This window comes from Geopseudomonas sagittaria (assembly GCF_900115715.1).
GTDB lineage: Bacteria > Pseudomonadota > Gammaproteobacteria > Pseudomonadales > Pseudomonadaceae > Geopseudomonas > Geopseudomonas sagittaria.
On record NZ_FOXM01000002.1, the window covers coordinates 262,130 to 284,044 of the forward strand.

General features: G+C 68.5%; 15 protein-coding genes and 1 pseudogene. 6 read left to right on the forward strand and 10 right to left on the reverse strand.

The annotated features are described in order from the left end of the window. Window positions 1-372: 372 nt before the first annotated feature. The gene (amrS, locus tag BM297_RS03495) at window positions 373-1,461 is read right to left on the reverse strand and encodes an AmmeMemoRadiSam system radical SAM enzyme (RefSeq protein ID WP_092428326.1); all 1,089 of its coding nucleotides are present in this window, start codon (window positions 1,459-1,461) and stop codon (window positions 373-375) included. Between the two features lie 384 nt (window positions 1,462-1,845). Between amrS and BM297_RS03500 the strand changes: the two genes are divergently transcribed. Beyond that, window positions 1,846-2,343, forward strand: a complete 498-nt coding sequence (locus BM297_RS03500) for a hypothetical protein (protein WP_092428328.1) — start codon at window positions 1,846-1,848, stop codon at window positions 2,341-2,343. A gap of 257 nt (window positions 2,344-2,600) precedes the next feature. Beyond that, complete coding sequence (locus BM297_RS03505; protein WP_092428330.1) at window positions 2,601-4,964, forward strand: DNA polymerase II; 2,364 nt, start codon at window positions 2,601-2,603, stop codon at window positions 4,962-4,964. A 79-nt stretch (window positions 4,965-5,043) separates the two neighbouring features. Here BM297_RS03505 and BM297_RS03510 read toward each other — a convergent pair whose 3' ends face one another. The 5 genes and pseudogenes from BM297_RS03510 to BM297_RS03530 form a co-directional block, all read right to left on the reverse strand. After that, window positions 5,044-6,384 (reverse strand): MFS transporter, encoded by a 1,341-nt coding sequence (locus BM297_RS03510; RefSeq protein ID WP_245768193.1) that lies wholly within the window; start codon window positions 6,382-6,384, stop codon window positions 5,044-5,046. A 184-nt stretch (window positions 6,385-6,568) separates the two neighbouring features. Then, a complete protein-coding gene (locus BM297_RS03515) occupies window positions 6,569-8,317 on the reverse strand; it encodes an FAD-dependent oxidoreductase (RefSeq protein ID WP_092428332.1) in 1,749 nt (582 codons plus the stop codon). Between the two features lie 271 nt (window positions 8,318-8,588). Next, window positions 8,589-8,909 (reverse strand): NIPSNAP family protein, encoded by a 321-nt coding sequence (locus BM297_RS03520; RefSeq protein ID WP_092428334.1) that lies wholly within the window; start codon window positions 8,907-8,909, stop codon window positions 8,589-8,591. Then, window positions 8,897-10,652, reverse strand: a pseudogene (locus BM297_RS03525) (FAD-dependent oxidoreductase); the annotation flags it as partial. The pseudogene BM297_RS03525 and the gene BM297_RS03520, both read right to left, overlap by 13 nt. A gap of 22 nt (window positions 10,653-10,674) precedes the next feature. After that, window positions 10,675-11,484 (reverse strand): shikimate dehydrogenase family protein, encoded by an 810-nt coding sequence (locus BM297_RS03530; RefSeq protein WP_092428338.1) that lies wholly within the window; start codon window positions 11,482-11,484, stop codon window positions 10,675-10,677. 147 nt (window positions 11,485-11,631) lie between these two features. Here BM297_RS03530 and BM297_RS03535 point away from each other — a divergent pair, with 147 nt between their 5' ends. The 3 genes from BM297_RS03535 (at window position 11,632) to BM297_RS03545 (ending at window position 14,765) form a co-directional block, all read left to right on the forward strand. Continuing rightward, a complete protein-coding gene (locus BM297_RS03535; protein ID WP_092428340.1) occupies window positions 11,632-12,402 on the forward strand; it encodes an IclR family transcriptional regulator domain-containing protein in 771 nt (256 codons plus the stop codon). A gap of 108 nt (window positions 12,403-12,510) precedes the next feature. Beyond that, the gene (locus tag BM297_RS03540; RefSeq protein ID WP_092428342.1) at window positions 12,511-13,251 is read left to right on the forward strand and encodes a sulfite exporter TauE/SafE family protein; all 741 of its coding nucleotides are present in this window, start codon (window positions 12,511-12,513) and stop codon (window positions 13,249-13,251) included. Window positions 13,252-13,358: 107 nt separating this feature from the next. Continuing rightward, window positions 13,359-14,765, forward strand: coding sequence for a phospholipase D-like domain-containing protein (locus tag BM297_RS03545; protein ID WP_217648236.1), 1,407 nt, complete (start codon window positions 13,359-13,361; stop codon window positions 14,763-14,765). A 121-nt stretch (window positions 14,766-14,886) separates the two neighbouring features. Here the strand turns inward: BM297_RS03545 and BM297_RS03550 are convergent, their stop codons facing one another. After that, a complete protein-coding gene (locus BM297_RS03550) occupies window positions 14,887-15,225 on the reverse strand; it encodes a DUF2790 domain-containing protein (RefSeq protein ID WP_245768194.1) in 339 nt (112 codons plus the stop codon). Window positions 15,226-15,654: 429 nt separating this feature from the next. Between BM297_RS03550 and BM297_RS03560 the strand changes: the two genes are divergently transcribed. Then, a complete protein-coding gene (locus BM297_RS03560; protein WP_092428348.1) occupies window positions 15,655-17,523 on the forward strand; it encodes a DUF262 domain-containing protein in 1,869 nt (622 codons plus the stop codon). Window positions 17,524-17,548: 25 nt separating this feature from the next. Here BM297_RS03560 and BM297_RS03565 read toward each other — a convergent pair whose 3' ends face one another. From BM297_RS03565 to BM297_RS03575, 3 genes are all read right to left on the reverse strand, one after another. Then, the gene (locus BM297_RS03565; RefSeq protein WP_092428350.1) at window positions 17,549-19,267 is read right to left on the reverse strand and encodes an FAD-dependent oxidoreductase; all 1,719 of its coding nucleotides are present in this window, start codon (window positions 19,265-19,267) and stop codon (window positions 17,549-17,551) included. A gap of 83 nt (window positions 19,268-19,350) precedes the next feature. Then, window positions 19,351-20,352, reverse strand: a complete 1,002-nt coding sequence (locus BM297_RS03570; protein ID WP_092428352.1) for a tripartite tricarboxylate transporter substrate binding protein — start codon at window positions 20,350-20,352, stop codon at window positions 19,351-19,353. A 46-nt stretch (window positions 20,353-20,398) separates the two neighbouring features. Next, window positions 20,399-21,913 (reverse strand): tripartite tricarboxylate transporter permease, encoded by a 1,515-nt coding sequence (locus BM297_RS03575; RefSeq protein ID WP_092428354.1) that lies wholly within the window; start codon window positions 21,911-21,913, stop codon window positions 20,399-20,401. Window positions 21,914-21,915: the final 2 nt, after the last annotated feature.

Sequence of the window (21,915 nt, forward strand, 5' to 3'; positions counted from 1 at the left end):
TGGGTCAACCTGGATTGAAGCGGCGAGTTGCTCCGGAGCTAATGCCGACGCGAGTTTTTCGAAGGTGTAGGCGCTGGCAAATTTCCGCTTGTGGCCGGAAACAGATGACCGTTGACTGCATTGATTCAGCATAGTTGGATGCAGTGTGTATGCAAGGCAGATACGGTGACCAATGGCCGGTTCTGGCCGATCGCGTTCGCCGAACTGTCCCCCGGTGCAGCGCTGCCTCGGCGCTGAGCCTTGGAGCCTATTCACGCTCGTCGCGAGCGAAGGTCAGGCATTTTTTAGTGCAGCAGGGCCGAGCGCAGCAGATCGGGAGTAGCTTCCGAGGTTCCCGCGCCGCTGCCGCCCATCGATAGGACGCCCATCCGCTCAGGGCTGAGGATTCAGCCGCAGCGGAATCCGGCGCTGGCCGAACGCGCCGGCCTGCTGGTCGAAGCGCCCGGCGATGGCGGTGTGGCACTGCGGGCAGCGGCCCTCGGCGGTCAGCCGGTAATGCAGGATGCGGTGCCAGTCACGCTCGATCAGCGGCGCGCCGCAGCCCGGACAGAAGGTCGTGCCGCCCTCGGCATCGTGCACATTGCCCGTGTAGACATAGTGCAGCCCCTGCGCCAGGGCGATCTGCCGGGCGCGCCTGAGCGTCGCCGGCGGGGTGCGCGGGGTTTCGAGCATCTTGAAGTCGGGGTGGAAGGCGGTGAAGTGCAGCGGTACATCCGGCCCCAGTTCCTTGAGTACCCAGGCGCACAGGGCCTCGATCTCCCAGTCCGAATCGTTGTAGTCCGGAATCAGCAGGGTGGTGATCTCCGTCCAGACGTCGGTCTCGTGGTGCAGATAGACCAGGGTATCCAGCACCGGCTGCAGATGGGCGCCGGTGAGCTTGAAGTAGAAGTCGTCGGTGAAGGCCTTGAGGTCGACATTCGCCGCGTTCATCACCGCGAAGAACTCGCGGCGCGGTTCGGCGTGGATGTAGCCGGAGGTCACCGCCACCGTGCGGATGCCGCGCGCGCGGCAGGCGATGGCCGTATCGATGGCGTATTCGGCGAAGATCACCGGATCGTTGTAGGTGAAGGCCACGCTGGCACAGCCCGAGCTCTCCGCTGCCAGGGCGATCTGCTGCGGGCTGGCCTGATCCATCAGGCGGTCCATGTCCCGCGATTTGCTGATATCCCAGTTCTGGCAGAACTTGCAGGCGAGGTTGCAGCCTGCCGTACCGAAGGACAGCACCGCCGATCCGGGGAGGAAGTGGTTGAGCGGCTTCTTCTCGATGGGGTCGATGCAGAAGCCGGAAGAGCGGCCGTAGGTGGTCAGCACCACCTGCTCGCCTTCGCGCATGCGCACGAAGCAGGCGCCACGCTGGCCGTCGCGCAGCTTGCAGTCGCGCGGGCAGAGGTCGCACTGGATTCGGCCATCGGCCAAGCCGTGCCACCAGCGTCCCGGGTAATGGGCGGATGGGTCATTCATCGCAAACCTCCTACCGCGTGCCGACGGTCTGCGCGAAGAGGCCTGCCGGTCAGGGCAGGGGCTCCGGCACCTGCGGCAGGAGAGGGCGCGGGCACACCGGTATGCTGTCACTATGCCACTGATGGCGGACCCCAACAATGTGCGGAACAGGCAGGATCAGGCCGGGGTATGGTTGCCTGTGAGTCACCGCTTTTGGGGCAACGCTGGCTTGCCATGACCGGCGGCACTCGACTCGAAGTTGCCAGTAGCAACGGGCCGAAAGCAAACGTTTAGAGCACAAAAATCTGCCCCCTTGGCCGACGAACCTGGCCAAGACTCAATACAATTTGTGCCCGATTACCCTGAGCCATGAACATGGCTGCATCGAACAAGGAACTCGCCTCCATGGCCTCCCCGGATAAACAGCAAAAACGTGCCCAGCAGGCCAAAGCCAAGGCCAAGCAGAACCGATCGGGCAAAGCCAAGGCCAATGTCGTCCATCCGCTGCTGGCCAATCCGCTGGTCAACGAGCCATTCGATGATGTCGAAATCGACCTGAGCACCTTCGACTTCAAAGACATCGAAGAGAACGGTTTCGATCCGGCGCACTTCGACGACTTGTTCCAGGCGATGAAAGTCGGCGAAGGCATCAGCCTACTCGCGATGTGCCTGGTGTTCCTGCAGTACCCGGTGTTGGAGCTGGTGGTCGCTGAGGAAGCGGAAGACGCTGCCATGGACTTCATGATGGGCCTGCTGATCGTCTATCGCGGGATCTTCCACGATGAAGACGAAGACACGGCAGTGAAGTGGATCGGCGGCGAAGCCTTCCAGACTGCCTACAACGAAGCATCGATGATCCTGCAGAAGAAGTACGCTCGCGGCACCTCAATCGCCCGATTTTAGCCACGTGCCGAGCAGCCACTGTTGGCAAGTCCATTCGAGCGAGATCGGTCATTGCACTGGGTCTGCCCCATGGCTGCTCTTGGCTGAAGGCGGGCATCCCCTGACCGCTTGAGCTCGCTTCTACATACGGCCAGCCGGCCCGCCCGGGATGTGCCTTGCACCCGGCTCCACCGCTGACATCAGCAGCCGCACCAGTTCGCCGCACCACCGTCGAGCACGTAGAATTCCCATCTCAGGGTTTTCTCAAGGTCATCGGCGTGGAAGGGCAACTGGGTTTCGTGCTGACGCGGCACTGGCGCGACACGCCGGCGGGCAGCGAGGTCGAGTTCTGGCTGGCGACCGACGCCGGCCCGCGCCGCGTGCGCGTGCCCGTGCAGACTGCGGTGGCCTTCGTGCCCGCCGAGCAGCGCCAGCGCGCCGAGCAGCTGCTCAAGGGCGAGGCGGATACCGAGCTGCGCGAACTGGGCCTGCGCGACTTCCATCACCGTCCGGTGCTCGGCCTCTACTGCCGCCAGTACGCGCAGCTGCTGCGCCTGGAAAAGGCCCTGCGTGGCGGCGGCGTGGATGTCTACGAGGCCGACATCCGTCCGCCCGAGCGTTTCCTGATGGAGCGTTTCATCACCGCGCCGCTGTCCTTCAGCGGTACGCCGGGTGAGGGTGGTGTGCTGCTGGATGCCCAGCTCCGTCCCGCGTCGGACTATCGCCCGCGCTTGCGCTTGGTCTCCCTCGACATCGAGACCAACAGCCGCGGCGAGCTGTATTCCATCGGCCTGGAGGGCTGCGGCCAGCGCCAGGTGTACATGCTCGGCCCGGCCAATGGCGAGGCGACGGCGCTGGATTTCGACCTGGAGTACTGCGCCAGCCGCGCCGAGCTGCTGGAGCGGCTCAACGCCTGGCTGGCGCGGCATGACCCCGACGCCATCATCGGCTGGAACCTGGTGCAGTTCGACCTGCGCGTGCTGCGCGAGCATGCCCAGCGCCTGCAGGTGCCGCTGCGCCTGGGGCGCGGCGGCGACGAGATGGCCTGGCGCGAGCATGGCAGCCGCAACGGCCACTTCTTCGCCGAGGCCGCCGGGCGGCTGATCATCGACGGCATCGAGGCGCTGCGTTCGGCGACCTGGAACTTCCCCTCGTTCAGCCTGGAGAACGTGGCGCAAACGCTGCTGGGCGAGGGCAAGGCGATCGACAATCCCTACCAGCGGATGGCGGAGATCGATCGCCGCTTCGCCGAGGACAAGCCGGCGCTGGCGCGCTACAACCTCAAGGACTGCGAGCTGGTGACGCGCATCTTCGAAAGGGCCGAGCTGCTGCCGTTCCTCCTCGAACGGGCCACGGTCACCGGCCTGGCCGCCGACCGCAGCGGTGGCTCGGTGGCGGCCTTCACCCACCTGTACCTGCCGCTGATGCACCGCCTGGGCTTCGTCGCGCCCAACCTCGGCGAGCGCCTGCCGGAAGCCAGTCCCGGCGGTTTCGTCATGGATTCGCGCCCGGGTCTCTACGAGTCGGTGCTGGTGCTGGACTACAAGAGCCTGTATCCGTCGATCATCCGCACCTTCCTGATCGACCCGGTCGGCCTGATCGAGGGGCTGCGCCAGCCCGACGACGTGCACTCGGTGCCGGGCTTTCGCGGCGCGCGCTTCTCGCGCAGCCGGCACTGCCTGCCAGCCATCGTCGCGCGGGTCTGGGAGGGCCGCGACGCTGCCAAGCGCGACGGCAACCAGCCGCTGGCGCAGGCGCTGAAGATCATCATGAACGCCTTCTACGGCGTGCTCGGCTCGAGCGGCTGCCGCTTCTTCGACCCGCGCCTGGCATCCTCGATCACCATGCGCGGGCACGAGATCATGCGCCGCACCCGCGAGCTGATCGAGGCGCGCGGCTACCAGGTGATCTACGGCGACACCGACTCCACCTTCGTCTGGCTGGGCGGCGCTCACGAGGAGGAAGCGGCGAGTCGCATCGGCCGCGAGCTGGTGCGCCACGTCAACCAGTGGTGGCGCGAGCACCTGGCAGCCGAGTTCGGCCTCGACAGCGCCCTCGAGCTGCAGTACGAGACCCACTACCGGCGTTTCCTGATGCCCACCATCCGCGGCGCCGAGGAGGGCAGCAAGAAGCGCTACGCCGGCCTGGTGCGGCGCGCCGACGGCAGCGAGGAGATGGTCTACAAGGGCCTGGAAACCGTGCGCACCGACTGGTCGCCGCTGGCCCGGGAGTTCCAGCAGGAGCTCTACCAGCGCATCTTCAGGCGCCAACCCTTCGAGGACTATGTGCGCGACTACGTGCGCCGCACCCTGGCCGGCGAGCTGGACGAGCTGCTGATCTACCGCAAGCGGCTGCGCCGGCGCCTGGACGACTACGAGCGCAACGTGCCGCCGCATGTGAAGGCGGCGCGGCTGGCCGACGAGTTCAACGCCCGTCACGGGCGCCCGCTGCAGTACCAGCGCGGTGGCTGGATCAGCTACGTGATCACCACTGCCGGCCCCGAGCCCCTGGAGTCCCGCCAGGCGCCCATCGACTACGACCACTACGTGACGCGCCAGCTGCAGCCGGTGGCGGATGCCATCCTGCCCTTCGTGCACAGCGACTTCCGGCGTCTGGTGGACGGGCAGATGCAGCTGTTCTGAAGCGAAGCTTTCCACCAGGCAGAAACACCGATGCCGCGCGGGTGCGCGGCATCGGTGTTGGCGGTTGCGGGAAGGCGGATCAGCTTTCCAGCTTGCGCGGCGCCATGAAGTACAGCCAGGTCAGCGCCAGGAAGTACATGGTCGGAATGATGGTGAACAGCACGGCGTAGTTGTTGTTGGTGACGGTCAGCACGTAGCCGACGATCTGGGTCATGAACATGCCGCCAATCGCCGCGCACATGCCGCCGAAGCCGAACACGGTGCTCATCAGGTGCTTGGGCGTGTAGTCCATCACCAGGCTCCAGATGTTGGCGGTCCAGGCCTGGTGGGCGCCCACGGCCAGGGAGATCGCCAGCACCGCGACCCACAGGCCGCTGGCCTTGGCGGCGAACACCACCGAGCAGATGCACACGGCGAAGATCAGCAGCGACACCAGACGGGCACGGATCGGGTTGACCCCGCGGCCGATCAGGAAGGACGACAGGATGCCGCCACCGATGCTGCCGAAGTCGGCGGTCAGCCAGATCAGGATCAGCGGGATGCCCATCTGGGTGACGCTGATGCCCAGGCCGTACTGCTGGTTGAGGAACGGCGGCAGCCAGTACAGGTAGAACCAGAATACCGGCGCGGTGATCATGTAGGCCACGGCGAAGGCCCAGGTGCCGCGGCGACGCAGGATCTGCGAGAAGGGCACCTTGGTCGCCTCGGGCTCGACGTCCTTCTGGATGTACTCCAGTTCGGCCTTGCTGACCTTCGGGTGCTCTTCCGGGTTGTAGTAGTTCAGCGCCCAGAACACCAGCCAGACGATACCCAGCGCGCCCATGCCGACGAAGGCGGCTTCCCAGCCCCACACGGAGAGGATCAGCGGCAGCAGCGCCGGGGTGACCATGGCGCCGACGTTGGTGCCGGCGTTGAAGATGCCGGTGGCCAGGGCGCGCTCGCCGGCCGGGAACCACAGGCGGGTGGTCTTCACGCAGGCTGGGTAGTTGGCCGCCTCGGTGAGGCCGAGGATGAAGCGGCAGATCATGAAGCCGACCGCCGAGGTGGCCAGGCCATGGGCGCCGGTGGCCAGGCTCCACAGCAGCACGGCGAGGAAGAAGGCGCGCTTGACGCCGACCCTGTCGATGAAGCGGCCCTGCAGGAGGAAGCCCACGGCATAGCCGACCTGGAACCAGAAGTTGATGTTGGCGTAGTCCATGGTGGACCAGCTCATCTCCTTGGCGAGGATCGGCTGCATCACGCCGAGGGCGGCACGGTCGATGTAGTTCAGGGTGGTGGCGAAGAACACCAGGGCCAGCATGCCCCAGCGCATCTTGCCGACGGCGAGGGCGGCGCGGATCTTCTCGCCGACACCGGCGTGGGGGTGCACCGAGGCGAACGTCTGCGGCGATACGACTGGGCGAGCCGTGGAGTTGGACATGAGCGTTTACCCGATTCTTGAAATTGTTATGGATCAGCTACGGCTGACTCGGCCGGATGGAGATCTGCAGCAGGCAAGGGAGCATCCGGTCTGGGGTAGATGGTGAGATTCGCGCCGGCCGGGGTCAATCCGATAAACGCCCATCCGTTCGACTATCGAACAAAACCTAACCGGTTAGTACATTTTAACCTGAGCAGGGATTGGCTATAGCCGAAGGTCTATTGGCGTCCGTCGCTGGCCGCAAACCGGCCAGCGCCAGTCCGGCCAGATAGCCGAAGGTCATCCCCGGGCCGAGGGTGATGCCGCCGCTGGGGTAGTGGCCGTCCATCACGCTGGCCATGTCGTTGCCCACCGCGAACAGCCCGGCGATCGGCTGGCCGCCGGCGTTCAGCACCCGCGCGCAGGCGTCGGTGCGCAGCCCGGCGAAGGTGCCGAGGCTGCCGGGCACCAGCTTCACGGCGTAGAACGGACCCTGCTCCAGGGCACCCAGCGATGGGTTGGGGACATGCCGCGCCTCGCCCTGGGCGCGGTTGTAGGGCGAGGCGCCGCGCTGGAAATCCGGGTCCTCGCCGCGGACGGCGTGGCGGTTGAAACGCGCCACGCTGGCGGCGAGCTGCTGCGGGTCGATGCCGCACTGATTGGCCAGCTCGGCGAGGCTGTCGCCTCGTTTCAAGTAGCCGTTGCGCTGCCAGGTCCGGTCGAGGAAGGGGAACGGCCGCACCGCGCCGATGCCGTAGCGGTTGCGCGCGCGGCGGTCGGCGATCAGCCAGGCCTCCGCTGCCTCGCCGGGCGGGGTGGCGGCGAACAGCGCGGTCATGAAGGCGTGGTAGGAGTCGGCCTCGTTGACGAAGCGCCGACCATCGTGGCGCACGGCGATGAAGCCGGGCTTGGCGCGCTCCATCAGGTGCGGGAAGGCGCCGGTGCTACCGTCTTTCCTCGGCACCAGCGACACCGGCGCCCAGGCGCCGGCGTGGACCAGGTCGTCGGCCACCCGTCCGCCGACCGCCTCGCCCAGGTGCAGGCCGTCGCCGCTGTTGCAGGCTGGCGCGGCCGAATGGTGGCCGGTGCCGTCCGGCGCGTGGGCGAACAGCTGCGCGATGCGCGCGCGGTCGTGGGGGAAGCCGCCGCAGGCCAGTACCACGCCGCGGCGGGCGCGGATCTCGGTGGGCGTGCCGGACTGGTCGAGCAGGGCGCCGACCACCCGGCCGTCGCGCTGCAGCAGACGGCGTACCGGCGCTTCGCTGAGCAGGCTGACCTTGAGGTCCAGCGCGCTGCGCAGCAGGCGCGCCACCAGGGCGTTGCCGTTGACCAGGTGCATACCGCGGCCGTGGCGCAGCAGGTCGCGAAAATGCCGCAGCAGGCGTCCGGCGGCGTACAGCGCCGAGCGCGGCGAGCGGGTGGCGTCGAGGAAGTGGGCCAGATCCGTGCCGCCGGCGATGCCCATGCCGGCCAGGCTGATCAGGTCCAGCGGCGGGCGCAGTTTGTCGATCCATTCGCCGAGCCGGCGGCCGTCGAACGGCTGGGCGCACAGCGAGCGGCCGCCCAGTATCGCACCGGGGCCGGCGTGCATGTCCGGCATGCGGCTGCCGGACTGGAACTGCACGGCGGTGTGGCGCTGGAAGAACTCGACCATCGCCGGGCCGTGGGCGAGGAAGGCGCGCTGGCGTTCGTCCAGCGCATCGCGGCCGAGCTGCTCGCACAGGTAGCGTTCGGGCGCGCCGGGCTCCTCAAGCTGGCCGTCGGCGACCGCCAGCGGATTGCGCGGAATCCACAGCCAGCCGCCGGACCAGGCGCTGGTGCCGCCGAGCTGCGCCTCCTTCTCGGCGACCACCACCTTGAGGCCGTGGTGCGCGGCGGTCACTGCGGCGGCCAGGCCGGAAGCCCCGGAGCCGATCACCAGCACGTCGCATTCGATTCTGTCGGGCGTCTGCATGTTCTGCCTCTTGTTGTTGTCGTGGGGTAACGGAACTTCGCCGCCCGGCAGGACAGTCGGGCTGTATGGAGTCAGGGGGTAATCCGGGCTTTCCGGCCAGCGGACGTGCTGCTTTTCTCCCCTCTCCCGGTTCGGGAGAGGGGCCGGGGGTGAGGGCTGGAGGCCGAGGCATATCCACCCTCACCCCAGCCCTCTCCCGCCAGCGGGAGAGGGGGGCGATTCGCTGCCAGCCCGAGACATGGCCCGATTGCCCTGGGTTGCCCTGTCGGATTCACTGCAGCGGCGAAAAACCGGTCGGCCGCATCAGCCGCGACTCCAGGCGCTCCACCGCGTCCAGCTCGCGGTTCTTGCGCGCGAAGGCCGCCCAGCGCGGGTCGGCGGCCATGCTGGCGCGCCGCGCGGCGCGGTCGTCGAGGCTCTCGTAGGCCCAGATGTGCACCACCTGGTTGGCCTCGCCGAACTCGGTGGTGAAGAAGCCGACCAGCCGGCCGAGGTGCTCGGTCTGCACCGCCAGGGCGTCGCTCTGGTACAGCGCCAGCCACTCGGCGAGGCGGGTCGGCTTGATGGTGTAGGTGCGCAGTTCGTAGTACATGGTGGATTCTCCGTCGAAAAGTCAGGCTTTTGCAGGCAACAGGTGCTCGGCGATATGGGTCGCGGCGATGTAGCCGAAGGTGATGCCGGGGCCGAGGGTGATGCCCGGACCGGGGTAGGTGCCGTCCATGATCGAGTTCATGTCGTTGCCGGCGGCGTACAGGCCGGGGATGGGCACGCCGTCGAGGTCGACCACGTTGGCGTGGCGGTCGGTGCGCAGGCCGCGCGCCGAGCCCAGATCGCCGGTGTCGACGCGGATGGCGTAGAACGGCGCCTTCTCCAGCGGCGCCAGGCAGGGGTTGGGCTGCTGGTGCGGGTCGCCGAGGTGGCGGTTGTAGCTGTTGCCGCCCTTGCCGAACTGGCGGTCGACGCCGTTGCGGGCATCGCTGTTGTGCAGTTCGAGGGTGGCGCGCAGGCCCTGCGGGTCGACGCCGATGGCGCGGGCCAGCGCTTCGGGGGTGTCGGCGCGGTGCAGGTAGCCGGCCTCAAGCAGCGCCGAGTTGTCGACCGGCTTCGGTCGGGCCAGGCCCATGCCGTACTTGCCGAGGGCCTCGGCGTCGGCGATCAGCCAGCAGGGCGCGTGGCCCTGGAACATCGCCTCGACGAAGCAGTGGTAGGAGTTGGACTCGTTGACGAAGCGCCGGCCGCTCTTGTCGACGGCGATGATCCCCGGCTTGGCGCGGTCGGTGACCAGGTGCGGGAAGCGCTCCAGGCTGCCGTCCGGGCGGCGCAGCACCGACACCGGCGCCCAGAAGAAGTTGGCGGCCAGGTCCTTGCCGCTGGCGGCGTTGACCGCCGCGCCGAGGCGCAGGCCGTCGCCGGTGTTGGTTTCCGGCGACATGCTCCAGTGCGCCGCCGCGCTCTGCGGGCGCTCGGTCGCGGCCTGGGTGCCGGCGCCGAAGCCGCCGGTGGCGCATACCACCCCGCCGCGGGCCAGCACCCGCTCGCTGCGCCCGTTGCGGCGCAGCTGCACGCCGCGCACCGCGCCGTCCTCGACGATCAGGCTCTCGGTCTGGCAGTCCAGCCACAGCTCGACGCCCTTGGCGAAGGCGGTGGTGGCCAGCCGGGCGATCAGCGCGTTGCCGACGGTCAGGCGGGTGCCGCGCGGGTGCCGGAGGCGGTCGCGGCCGTAGCGCGCCATCAGCTTGAGGCAGTGCCACAGTGACCTGGGCGAGCGGCGGAAGTTGAGGAAGTGCTGGATGTCGACGCGGTTCACCATCATCCCGCCGAACAGCAGCATGCCCTGCGGCGGCACCTTCAGGTCCCTGAAGCGCTCGCCGAGGCGGCGGCCGTCGTACTCGACCATCTCCAGGGCGCGGCCGCGGTCGGTGGCGCCGTCTTCGTCCGGGTAGTAGTCGGGGGAGAGCGGACGCAGGGCGTAGGCCAGCTCGCTGTGCTGTTCGAGGTAGCGCAGCGCCTCGCTGCCGCGTTCGATGAAGGCGTCGACCAGTTCGGCGTCGTAGCCGGCGCCGATGGCCTTCTTCAGGTAGGTGCGCACCGCCTCGGGCGAATCCTGAATGCCGGCGGCGCGCGCCTGGTCGCTGCCGGGGATCCACACGGCGCCGCCGGAGATCGCCGAGGTGCCGCCGAAGGTGCTGGCCTTCTCGACGATCAGCACGCGCAGGCCGCGGCAGGCGGCGGTGGTGGCGGCGGCGAAGCCGGCCGCGCCGCTGCCGAGCACCACCAGGTCGTATTCGTGGACGGCGCTGGCCGGGGTAACGGAGGAGGGGATTGCGGAGGTCATGACGGGTTGCTCCCTGGCTGGCTCAGATCTGCTGCGGGGTGACGCCCATGAAGGCGCCGAGGTTGCCGAGCTGGGCGAAGGCCATCTCGGCGCCGGTCTGCACCGTGCAGCCCATGCGCTGGGCGACCTCGAGCAGCGGGGTGATCTCCGGCGCGGTCACCACGTCCGCCACCAGGGCGCCGGCGCGCAGGGTCTGCAGCTGGGCGAGGGGCAGCGGCAGTTCGCCGCTGCCGCCCATGCCCACCGGCGAGGCGTTGACCACCAGGTCGAAGCCGGCCAGCGACGGGAAGTCGGTGTGCACGGCCAGACGCGGGAAGGCGTCGCGCAGCAGCGCCGCCAGGCCTTCGGCGCGCTCGCCGCTGACGTCGGCGAGGGTCAGCTCGGCGACCCCGGCCTCGGCCAGCGCCCAGGCGATGGCGCTGCCCACCCCACCGGCGCCGACCACCAGGGCGCGCTGGCCGTGGCCCTGGAAGCCGTGCTGGCGGGCGGCGTTGAGGAAGCCGTCGCCGTCGACGTTGTCGCCGAGCAGGCGGCCGTCGGCCTCGCGGCGGATCACGTTGACCGAGCGCAGCGCCGCGGCGCGGGCGCTGACGCCGTCCAGCCGCTCGGCCAGCACCTGCTTGTAGGGCACGGTGACCACGCAGCCGCGCAGGTTGCGCCAGCCGCGCAGGGTGGCGAGGAAATCGTCCAGCGCCTGCTGCTCAAGGTCGATGGCGATCATCGCCAGGTCCTTGCCGTGCTGGGCGAACCAGGTGTTGAAGTTTTCCGGGGACTTCACCTGGGCGATGGGGGAGCCGACGATGGCTACCAGTTCGGTCGAACCGCGGATCATGCTGACCTCCAGCTGTTGTGCTTGTTGTGCGGTGAGTATTGCGAGGGGCTCGCCGGGCCAACAACGCGCTGATCGGTCGTTTCGGTTGTTAATCGCATCGACACTGCGATAATCGCGCTAACTGGCGAAAATTCCCGAGGAGTGTCCATGAGCCAAGCGCAGATCCACCCGCGCGACCTGATCGCCGGGTTGCAGAAGGGCCTGGCGCTGATGCAGCTGTTCAGCGAGGAGCAGCCGCGCCTGAGCGTGCCGCAGGCGGCCAGGCTGTCGGGACTGACGCCCAGCGCGGTGCGGCGCTTCCTGCTGACCCTGGTCCACGAGGGTTTCGCCGAGAGCGACGGCCGCCAGTACTGGCTGACCGCCAAGGCGCTGCGCATCGGCCAGGCCTACGTCGACTCGGCGCAGCTGCCGCGCATGCTGCGTCCGGTGGTCGAGCAGGTGGCGCGCACCACCCAGGAGCACGTCGCCGTGGGCCTGCGCGACGGCGACGACATTGTCCACGTGGTGCGCAGCCGCTACAGCCACATCGCCTCGCTGTCGATCCGTCCCGGCTCGCGGGCGCCGCTGTACTGCACCGCCAGCGGCCGGGTGTGGCTGGCGCAGCTGCCCGAGGCGGAGCTGGCCGACTACTTCGCGCGGGTGCCGCGCCGCCAGCTCACCCCGCATACCCGCACCGACGAGGCGGCGATCCGCGCCGAGCTGGCGCAGATCGCCGCGCAGGGCTACGCGCTGGTCGATCAGGAATACGAGGTGGGCATGCGCGTGCTGGCGGTGCCGCTGTACGGCCGCGGCGGGCGGCTGCAGGCGACCCTGTCGATCACCACCCACGCCTCGCGGTTGAGTTTGGAGGAGATGCGCCTGCGCTACCTGCTGCCGCTCTACGAGGCGCAGGCGCTGCTCAGGCCGGTACTGGATTGAAGCACGCAGTGTGCGGTTATCGGCCAGCGCCGGCGCCGCTGCGCGCGATTCTCTGCTGAAATAGGCCCGCGCCCCCCACCATCCTCTGCCTCGAATGGAACTGTCACGATGTCGCTGACCGAATTTCTCCTCCTCGGCCTGCCCGCGGTGTTGCTCACCGGCCTGTCCAAGGGCGGCTTCGGCGGCGCCCTGGGCGGCATCGCCGTGCCGCTGCTGGCGCTGGGCATGGCGCCGACCCAGGCGGCGGCGGTGATGCTGCCGATCCTCTGCGTGGCCGATCTGGTCGGCCTGCGCGCCTACTACGGCAAGTGGGACGTGGCCAACCTGAAGATCATGCTGCCCGGCGCGTTGATCGGCGTGCTGATCGGCTCTCTGACCTTCGGCATGCTCAACGAGCGGGTGATCGGCCTGCTGATCGGCGGCATCGCCGTGGCCTTCGTGCTGGCCAACCTGATCCGCCCGCCCAAGGCGACGCCGGGCATGCCGCCGGCCAAGGGCACGGGCACGCTGTTTTCCTCGCTGGCCGGCTTCACCAGCTTCGTCGCCCACGCCGGCGGCCCGCCGATCATGATGCACCTGCTGCCGCAGCAGCTGGACAAGGTGCGCTACATCGCCACCATCAACGTGTTCTTCCTGCTCACCAACGCGGTCAAGCTGGTGCCCTACGGCATGCTCGGCCAGTTCTCCAGCGACAATCTGCTGATCAGCCTGATGCTGGCGCCCTTCGTGCCGCTGGGCGTGTGGGCGGGGGTCTGGCTGCAGGACAAGGTCAACCACCTGTGGTTCTACCGCATCGCCCGCGCCGGCATGCTGCTGGCGGGCATCCAGCTGCTGGTCAAGCACTGGTAGGCGCCAGCAGTCGATCCGTCGAGCCGCGGAGCCGCAGGCGGGGCTCGCGCTAGCGGTTCCGCCACGACCGACGACACTTCAGGGAGCGCCATCGTGAGGTGTGCTCCATGCTCTCCGACATGTCCCTCATCCACTGGCTGACGCTGGATGGGCTGATCACCGTGGTGACCGTGCTTGTCTACGTCATCAACTCGCACGTGATGCGCCAGCGCCGGCATCCCGTGGCGGCGCTGGCCTGGATGCTGTTCATCCTGCTGCTGCCCTATCTGGCGCTGCCGGCCTTCCTGCTGTTCGGCACCCGCAAGCTGTCTCGCCCGTCTTCGAGCACAGCGCCCGTTCCGCCGGGGGGGAGCGGTGGCGACGGTTGGGCCGTCGACACGATCATGGCGCTCGGCCAGCCCGCGCCGGCGCGCTACGGCGACCTGAACGTGCATGCGGGCGGTCGCCAGGCGGGCGACGCCTTGCTGGCCACCATCGACGCGGCGCAAGTCTCCATCGATCTGTGCACCTTCCTGATCGGCCGCGACAGCCTCGGCGAGGCGGTGCTCGACCGGCTCTGCCAGAAAGCCCGGGCAGGCGTGCGCGTGCGGCTGTTGCTGGACGGCATGGGCATCCTGATGGCCCGGCGCCCGAACCTGCGCCGTCTGACCGCCGCCGGCGGGGAGCTGGCGCTGTTCGCGCCGCCGCTGCACGCCCCACTGCGCTCGCCGACCAATCTGCGCAACCATCGCAAGCTGCTGATCGCCGACGCGGGCCTGGCCACCAGCCGCCTGTGGTGCGGTGGGCGCAACCTGGCCGCGGAATACTTCGCCGGTGGACCCGACTCGCCGCCGTGGCGCGACCTGAGCTTCGACCTGCGCGGGCCATTGATCGGCCAGGCCAGCGCCCTGTTCGAGCGCGACTGGGCCTTCGCCAAGGCGCGCTCGCCCGTCGCCGCGCAGGCCCCGCAAGCCGAGCTGCCCCCGGCCGCGCCCGTGCCCGACGGGGCGCAGCTGGTCGCCTCCGGCCCGGACCAGGCCGACGACACGGTCTATGCGCTGCTGGTCACCGCGGCCTACCGGGCCCGCCAGCGCATCGCCCTGGCCACGCCGTACTTCGTTCCCGAGTCGGCCCTGTTGATGGCGCTGTGCCTGGCCGCGCGCCGCGGGGTGGTGGTCGATCTGCTGCTGCCGGCGCGTTCCAATCACCGGCTGTCCGACCTGGCCCGCGGCCGCTCGCTGCGCGCGCTGGCCGCGGCTGGCGGGCGCATCTGGCTGGCGCCGGCGATGATGCACGGCAAGCTGGCGGTGATCGACGATGTGCTGGCGCTGAGCGGCTCCGCCAATTTCGACAGCCGCAGCCTGTTCCTCAACTACGAGCTGATGCTGGCGTTTCACCAGAGCACGGACGTGCGCCGCTTCGCCGCGTGGTTCGAGCAGGAAAGAACGACGGCAAGCACCTACGTGGCGACGCCGCCGGGGCTGATCCGCGATGCGGCCGAGGGGATGCTGCAGTTGCTGGGCTTCCAGCTGTGAGGAGGAGGTCAGTCAGGGGGAAGACTGCCCACAGTGATGGTGGCGTGGCGTGCTGCATTAATCACGCATCAGCGACCGGTGCAGCCGAAGCTGCGCCGGTCGTAGCCGTGCGTTTCATGTCCTAGTGGGTGCAGCCGGAAGTCTCCGGATACAGGTAGACGAGTCCCTGCATGTCCCCCTTGGAATCCTGGTAGGTCATGGCCGCGGGAATGACTCCGCAGAAGGTCTTTGCCTGGTCGGGAATGAAGTACTCGACCTTGACCACCTTGGAAATGTCCAAGGGCATCCCGTATTGATATTGCTTGAACTCGGGGGTCTTCACCTCCTTGACCCCTTTCATCACCATCAGCGGCGGTGGAGTTTCGGTTTGCGCGATGACCACGGACGTGACGGACACGGCCGAGATCATGGCAACGGCACAACAGCTCAACAGTATCGATCGGCTATTCAATGTCTTCATGGGATGCCTCCCAGAATCAGGAATCGGGATCCATCATGAGTTTTAGATGCAGGGCACCGTGCTTGGCATGGGCCGTCCAGTGACCCTGCAAGAGTTCCATTAGCGGTAACGCTAGCAGAATGGGGTGGCCCTGCTTTCGCAGGCACGTCCGTTCGTCCGCTTCCGCGTGCCTCCGGCCCGCCGCTTGCAGCGGCCGATGCCGGGGGCTGGGCGTTGCGCTGAGCTCGCCATCCCGGACGAGCGCGTCTAGCCGGGCATCATCGAGCGCCTTGCGACACGACCAGTGGGGTGGCGCCATGCCGACCGGGTCGACACGCCGTTCATCGGCCGGGTCGTCGTGCCCGACGAGCGCAGGGGTGATGCAGGCCAATTAATGATGTGTATGATCCGGGCCAGTCGATTCTCGAATCTCTCTGCAGGAACCAGGTCATGGAAGCCAACAGCCGTCCCCTGATGCGCATCTTCGAGCCCACCGTGTGCTACCAGATCCCGCTGTTCCAGCGCCCCTACGTGTGGCGGCGCGAGGGTAACTGGCAGCCGCTGTGGGATGACTTCGAGCGTCTGCTCGACCAGGCGCTGGGCGGCCACATGCTGCGCCCGCACTTCCTCGGCGCGGTGGTGCTCGAGCAGGTGTTCAACGCCACCGGCTGGGTGCAGCTCAGGCAGGTCATCGATGGCCAGCAGCGCTTCACCACCCTGCAGCTGCTGCTGATCGCCGTGCGCGATCTGTGCCGCAGCCTGGACAGCAAGCGCTACTTCGAGCGCTTCGAGTCGCTGGTTTCCAACCGGGCGGCGATGGTCGACAACCCGGAGGAGGTCTACAAGCTGCTGCCGACCAACTTCGATCGCAAGGCGTACGCCCAGGTGCATCAGGCCGGCAGCCCGCAGGCGCTGCTGGCGCAGTTGCAGGAGGAGGGCGAGGCCGTCGACCGCGAGCAGGGCATCGTCGGCGCCTACCTGTACTTCCACGAGCAGCTCGGTGCCTGGCTGCAGCAGCCGGTCGCGGAGCGGCCCTACCTGGATCCGGAGGATCGCCTCGAGGCGCTCTGGGCGGTGGCGCAGAAGGGCCTGCAGTGCGTGGTGATCGAGCTCGGCGAGCACGACGAGGCTCAGGTGATCTTCGAGACCCTCAACGCCCGCGGCACCCAGCTGCTGCCGGCCGACCTGATCAAGAACCTGCTGTTCCGCCGCGCCCAGAGCGAGGGCGACGATATCGACGAGCTGTATCGGACGCACTGGGCGCAATTCGACGGCGAGTTCTGGCGCGAGGAAATCCGCCAGGGCCGCGAGAGCCGGCCGCGCATCGACGTCTTCATCCGCCATTTCCTGACCCTTGCCATGCGCCGGGACGTGCGCTTCGTGCACATCTTCGACGAGTACAAGCACTACGTGCAGTACACCGACGACTGGCGCTCGTGCCTGATCGGCGAGGCCGTCAGCGCCCGCGAGCACCTGGCGCTGCTCAGCAGCTATGCCGAACACTTCCGCGAGTTCGCAAGCCCTGAACCGGGCTCGCACCTGGCGCGCTTCCTCAACCGCCTGGACGCGCTCGACACCTCGACCATCCAGCCGCTCCTGCTGCTGTGCAGCCAGCATCTGCGTCCGCAGCAGGAGGACGAGTTCGAAGCGATCCTCAACGTGCTCGAGTCGTTCCTGTTCCGCCGCATGATCTGCGGGCTGACCAGCAAGAACTACCACCGCCCGTTCCTCGACCTGATCCGTCATCTGGAGAACCAGGGCAGCATCACCGTCCGTGCGGTCGAGCAGTTCCTGCTGGCCAGCGAAGGCGAGGGCGCGCGCTTCCCGACCGATGCCGACCTCAAGCGGGCGATCCTCGACCATCCGCTGTACCAGTGGTGGCCGCAGTACCGGGTGCGTGCCGTGCTGGAAGCACTGGACGGCGCGCTCGGCAACGCAGAAAGCGAGCCGGACAACCCGTCGTCCGCGCTGGCCATCGAGCACATCCTGCCGCAGAAGTGGGACGAGCACTGGCCGGTGCCGAAAGCCCTGCACAAGAACCCGCAAGGCAAGCAGGCCTTCACCGAACAGCGCGACCGCCTCAAGCACACCCTGGGCAACCTGACGCTGGTCGCCGGCAGCCTGAACCCGACGCTGTCCCGCTCGCCGTGGGAAGTGAAGAAGGCGGAGCTGCTCAAGTGCAGCACGCAGAACCTGAGCCGCGACCTGCATGATGCCGAGGCCTGGTCGGAGCAGGAAATCCTCGCCAGGGGCCAGGTCCTGGCCGATGTCGCCTGCGTGCTGTGGCCTTATCCGGCGGGGGAGCGGGAGGCGTCATAAGGCGCTTGCCCTGGCGCCCGGGCCGTCACTCCCAGGCGCTGGCCCCGGCGATGTGCCGGCCGGCGATGTAGCCGAAGGTCACCGCCGGGCCGAGGTTGATGCCGCCGGCCGGGTAGTGGCCGCCCATGATGCTGGCCATGTCGGTGCCGGCGGCGTACAGGCCGGCGATCGGCTGGCCCTCGCCATCCAGCACCTGGGCGTGAGCGTTGGTCTTCAGCCCGGCGAAGGTGCCGAAGCAGCCGGGCTGCACCTTCACCGCATAGAACGGCCCGTGCTCGATGGGCGCCACACATGGGTTGGGCTGCTGGCTGGCGTCGCCCTGCTTGCGGTTGTAGGGGGTGGAGCCGCGGCCGAACGCCGGGTCCTCGCCGTTACGCGCATGGCGGTTGTAGTCGGCGACGGTGGCGGCGAGGCCGGCCGGGTCGATGCCGCAGGCGCGCGCCAGTTCCTCGATGGTCTTGCCAGTCTTCAGGTAGCCGTTGCGCAGCCAGGGGCCGAGCGGCACCGGCGCCGGGCGCGAGATGCCCAGGCCGTAGCGGCGCTGGAAGCGGTGGTCGCAGACTAGCCAGGAGGCGACCTCCTGCTCCGGCGGCACCGCGGCGACCATCGCTGCGGTGTAGTCGTAGTAGCCGTTGGCCTCATTGACGAAGCGCCTGCCGTCGGCCAGCACGCCGATGATCCCCGGCTTGCCGCGCTCGATGATGTGCGGGAAGTGCCCGCTGCTGCCGTCCTTGTGCATGACCAGCGATACCGGCGCCCAGGCCACCGGCGAGACCAGGTCGGTAGCCACCTGGCCGCCGGCCGACTCCCCGAGGCGCAAGCCGTCACCCGAGGCGCCCAGCGGCGGCAGGGCCAGGTGTTCGTGGCCGGTGGGCGTGCGCGGAAACAGCGCCTTGCGCCGCTCGATGTCGTTGGGGAAGCCGCCGGCGGCCAGCACCACCGCCTTGCGCGCGTGGATGCTCAGCTCGCCGCTGACTGTCGCCACCATCGCGCCGTGCACCGCGCCGTCCTCCAGCAGCAGGCGCCGGGCCGGTGCCGACTCGATCAGTTGCACGCCCAGATCCGCGGCCGACTTGGCCAGGCGGGCGACCAGCGCCACGCCGTTGACCAGCTGCATGGCGCGGCCGTGGCGGGCCAGATCGACCAGGTGGCGGCCGAAGCGCTTGCCGGCGTAGACGAACGCCGCCGGCGAGCGGGTGACGTTCATGAACGCGGCCAGGTCCTTGCCGGCCATGATCGGCATGCCCACGAACGAGGTCTCGCGCATGGTCTTGCGCAGGCGGTGGATCAGCTCGCCGACCTCGCGGCCGTCGTAGGGCGCGGCGATCACCGAGCGGCCGCCGGTGCCGGCGCCGGGGCTGTCGCCGTGGATGTCGGCGATCTGGTTGCCGTCGGCGAACTGCAGGGCGGTGTGTCGCTCGAAGAACTCGACCATGCGCGGTGCGGCCGCGAGGAAGGCGTCGATGCGCGCGGCGTCGTACTTGTCGCCCAGCTCGTGCTTCAGGTAGGTGCGCGGCAGCTCCGGGTCCTCGACGATCCCGGCGCGGCGCGCCAGCGGGTTGCACGGCACCCACATCCAGCCGCCCGACCAGGCGGTGGCGCCGCCGAACACGGGGTCCTTCTCCACCAGTACCACCTGCTGGCCGTGCCAGGCGGCGGTCACCGCGGCCGACAGACCGGCGGCGCCGGAGCCGATGACCAGGACATCGCATTCGAGCGTAGAGGGCAGGGCACTTGCAGGCATCGTGGTTCTCCGAGAGGGCGGCTTGGCGAGGAGGGGAGTGCGCCAGGCCCGGCGCAGTGCCGGGCCTGGCGGTTGGTGGTGGATCAGGGCTTGGCGATGCCGACGCTGTCCGGCGCGATCTCGATCGCCTTGGCCTTGTACATCGACCAGGTGGTGACCGACTGCCAGCGGTTGAGGAACTGGCTGGCCTCGTCGCCGCTGAGGTTCAGCGACTTGGCGCCGTAGTTCTTCAGGAAGGCCTGAAACTCCGGAGTGGCCACCGCCTTGGCGTAGGCGCTGGTCAGCTTCTGCTTGACGTCATCGGGCGTGTCCTTGTGCACCCAGACGCCCCAGAACGGTCCCCACGGCAGGTAGTCGGCGATCCCCGGCAGGGTCTTGCTGATCGGCTCGACGCCTGGCAGCTCGGCGATCTCCTCGGTGCTCACCACCGCCAGCGCCTTGAGCTTGCCGGTGCGGATCAGCTCCTTGGCGGCGGCCAGGCTCAGCGGCATGAAGTCGATGTGCTTGCCCATCAGCGCGGTGATGCCGGGGCCGTCGCCGCCGAAGGTCACCTCGCGCACCTCGAGCTGGTCCACCGCGCTGATCATCGCGTGCACCGTGCTCGGCAGGGCGCCGGCGCCGGCGCCGCCCATGCGCAGGCTGCCGGGGTTGGCCTTGGCCGCGGCCATCAGGTCGGCCATGTTGTTCCACGGGCTGTCGGCATGCACGGCGATCACCGCGACGTTCTGGCCGATCAGGTTGATCGGGTAGAGCGCGCTGTAGTCGAACTTGGCCAGGCCGAGCACCGGATACAGCTGCGGGTTCTCGGCGCCGAGCAGCAGGGTGTAGCCGTTGGGCTGCTGGCCGAGCACGTAGCTGGTGCCGATTACCGCGGTGCCGCCCGGGCGGTTGTTGAGGATCACCTTGCCGCCCAGCTCCTTCTCCACGTAGGGGGTCAGGCTGCGCATCACGTTGTCGGTGGCGCCGCCGGCGCCCCAGGGGATCACCGCCTGGATGCTGCGCTCGGGGTAGGCGGCATGGGCGGCGAGGCTGAAGCCGGCGGCGCTGGCGGCGAGGGTGAGGCCGACGAGCAGTTTCTTGAGCATGGGAGTTACTCCGCTTGTTGTTGTTTTCGGATCGGTTGTTTATGGGTCAGTGGGTGACCGGGGTGCACTTGCACTTCTTCTTCAGCCAGCCCGACACGGGGGTCTTGCCGAGCAGGATCAGGGTGATGCCGACGCTGAGGATCAGCGACACCGGGTTGCTGACCAGTTCGCTGAGCAGTTCGGCGGGGTTGTCGCCGACCGAGGCCATCGCCTGGCGCCAGGAGTTGTCCATCATCGGGCCGAGAATCACGCCGAGGATCACCGGGCCCATCTGGAAGCCGAAGACCTTGAGGAAGTAGCCGAACAGGCCGAAGCCGAGCATCCAGTACACCTCGGTCATGCTGCTGTTGATCGAGTAGGTGCCGACCACGCAGAGCACCAGGATCAGCGGGATCAGCATGGCCTTGGGCAGCTCGACCAGCTTGGCGAACAGCTTGATGCCCATCAGGCCGAACACCAGCAGGAAGATATTGGCCAGCGCCAGGTTGCCCACGGTGAACCAGAAGATGTGCGGGCTTTCCACCATCAGCATCGGGCCGGGGTTGAGGCCGTGGATCACCAGCGCGCCGATGATCACCGCGGTCACCGCATCGCCCGGGATGCCGAGGGTCAGCATCGGCACGTAGGCGCCGCCGACCGCCGCGCTGTTGGCGGTTTCCGGCGCCACCAGGCCCTCGTAGGCGCCCTGGCCGAACGGTCGGCTGGGTTTCTTCACCGTACGCTTGGCGTGGTCGTAGGCCATCAGCGCGGCGATGTCGCCGCCGACGCCGGGCAGGGCGCCGACAAGCACGCCGATCACCGCGGTGCGCAGCGACAGCGGCAGGAACTTCAGCACCATCGCCACCGACGGCACGATCTTGGTCACCTGCTGGCGCACCGCCGGCACGTCCAGGCTGTGCAGCTGGTAGAAGGCTTCGGCGACGCCGAACAGGCCGATCATCACCACCACGTAGTGGATGCCGCCCATCAGCTCGACCTGATCGAGGGTGAAGCGGCCCTGGGCGGTGACCGGGTCCATGCCGACCAGGCCGATCACCGTACCCAGCGCGGCGGCGAACACGCCCTTGGCCAGCGAGCCTTCGGCCAGGCTGCCGACCAGCAGCAGGCCGAGGGCGGCGATCAGGAAGTAGTCGCGCGGGGCGAACTTCAGCGCCATGTCACCGATCACCGGCGCGGCGCTGGCCAGCACCAGCACGCCGGCCAGGCCGCCGATCACCGACATCACCGTGCTCAGGCCGATGGCGCGACCGGCCTCGCCGAGCTTGGCCAGCGGGTAGCCGTCGAAGGCGGTGGCCACCGAGGAGGGCGCGCCGGGGATGTTGAGCAGGATGGCGCTGCGCGAGCCGCCGTACACCCCGCCGATGTAGATGCCGACGATCAGCGCCAGGGCGCTGTTGACCTCCCAGGAGAAGGTGAAGGACACCAGGATCGACACCGCCATGGTCACCGACAGGCCGGGAATCGCGCCGATGTAGATGCCGGCGAAGGTGCCCAGCGCGGTGAGCAGCAACAGGTTCGGGTCCGACCAGGCCATCAACAGATAGGAGAAGGTTTCGCTCATGG

What these genes read in the sequence shown, in the direction of transcription:
- BM297_RS03535 (WP_092428340.1), top strand. Translation starts at nt 11,632, where the DNA reads ATGAGCCAAGCGCAGATCCACCCGCGCGACCTGATCGCCGGGTTGCAG.
- BM297_RS03570 (WP_092428352.1), bottom strand. Translation starts at nt 20,352, where the DNA reads ATGCTCAAGAAACTGCTCGTCGGCCTCACCCTCGCCGCCAGCGCCGCC.
- BM297_RS03560 (WP_092428348.1), top strand. Translation starts at nt 15,655, where the DNA reads ATGGAAGCCAACAGCCGTCCCCTGATGCGCATCTTCGAGCCCACCGTG.
- BM297_RS03500 (WP_092428328.1), top strand. Translation starts at nt 1,846, where the DNA reads ATGGCCTCCCCGGATAAACAGCAAAAACGTGCCCAGCAGGCCAAAGCC.
- BM297_RS03540 (WP_092428342.1), top strand. Translation starts at nt 12,511, where the DNA reads ATGTCGCTGACCGAATTTCTCCTCCTCGGCCTGCCCGCGGTGTTGCTC.
- amrS (WP_092428326.1), bottom strand. Translation starts at nt 1,461, where the DNA reads ATGAATGACCCATCCGCCCATTACCCGGGACGCTGGTGGCACGGCTTG.
- BM297_RS03550 (WP_245768194.1), bottom strand. Translation starts at nt 15,225, where the DNA reads ATGAAGACATTGAATAGCCGATCGATACTGTTGAGCTGTTGTGCCGTT.
- BM297_RS03515 (WP_092428332.1), bottom strand. Translation starts at nt 8,317, where the DNA reads ATGCAGACGCCCGACAGAATCGAATGCGACGTGCTGGTGATCGGCTCC.
- BM297_RS03520 (WP_092428334.1), bottom strand. Translation starts at nt 8,909, where the DNA reads ATGTACTACGAACTGCGCACCTACACCATCAAGCCGACCCGCCTCGCC.
- BM297_RS03545 (WP_217648236.1), top strand. Translation starts at nt 13,359, where the DNA reads ATGCTCTCCGACATGTCCCTCATCCACTGGCTGACGCTGGATGGGCTG.
- BM297_RS03575 (WP_092428354.1), bottom strand. Translation starts at nt 21,913, where the DNA reads ATGAGCGAAACCTTCTCCTATCTGTTGATGGCCTGGTCGGACCCGAAC.
- BM297_RS03530 (WP_092428338.1), bottom strand. Translation starts at nt 11,484, where the DNA reads ATGATCCGCGGTTCGACCGAACTGGTAGCCATCGTCGGCTCCCCCATC.
- BM297_RS03510 (WP_245768193.1), bottom strand. Translation starts at nt 6,384, where the DNA reads ATGTCCAACTCCACGGCTCGCCCAGTCGTATCGCCGCAGACGTTCGCC.
- BM297_RS03565 (WP_092428350.1), bottom strand. Translation starts at nt 19,267, where the DNA reads ATGCCTGCAAGTGCCCTGCCCTCTACGCTCGAATGCGATGTCCTGGTC.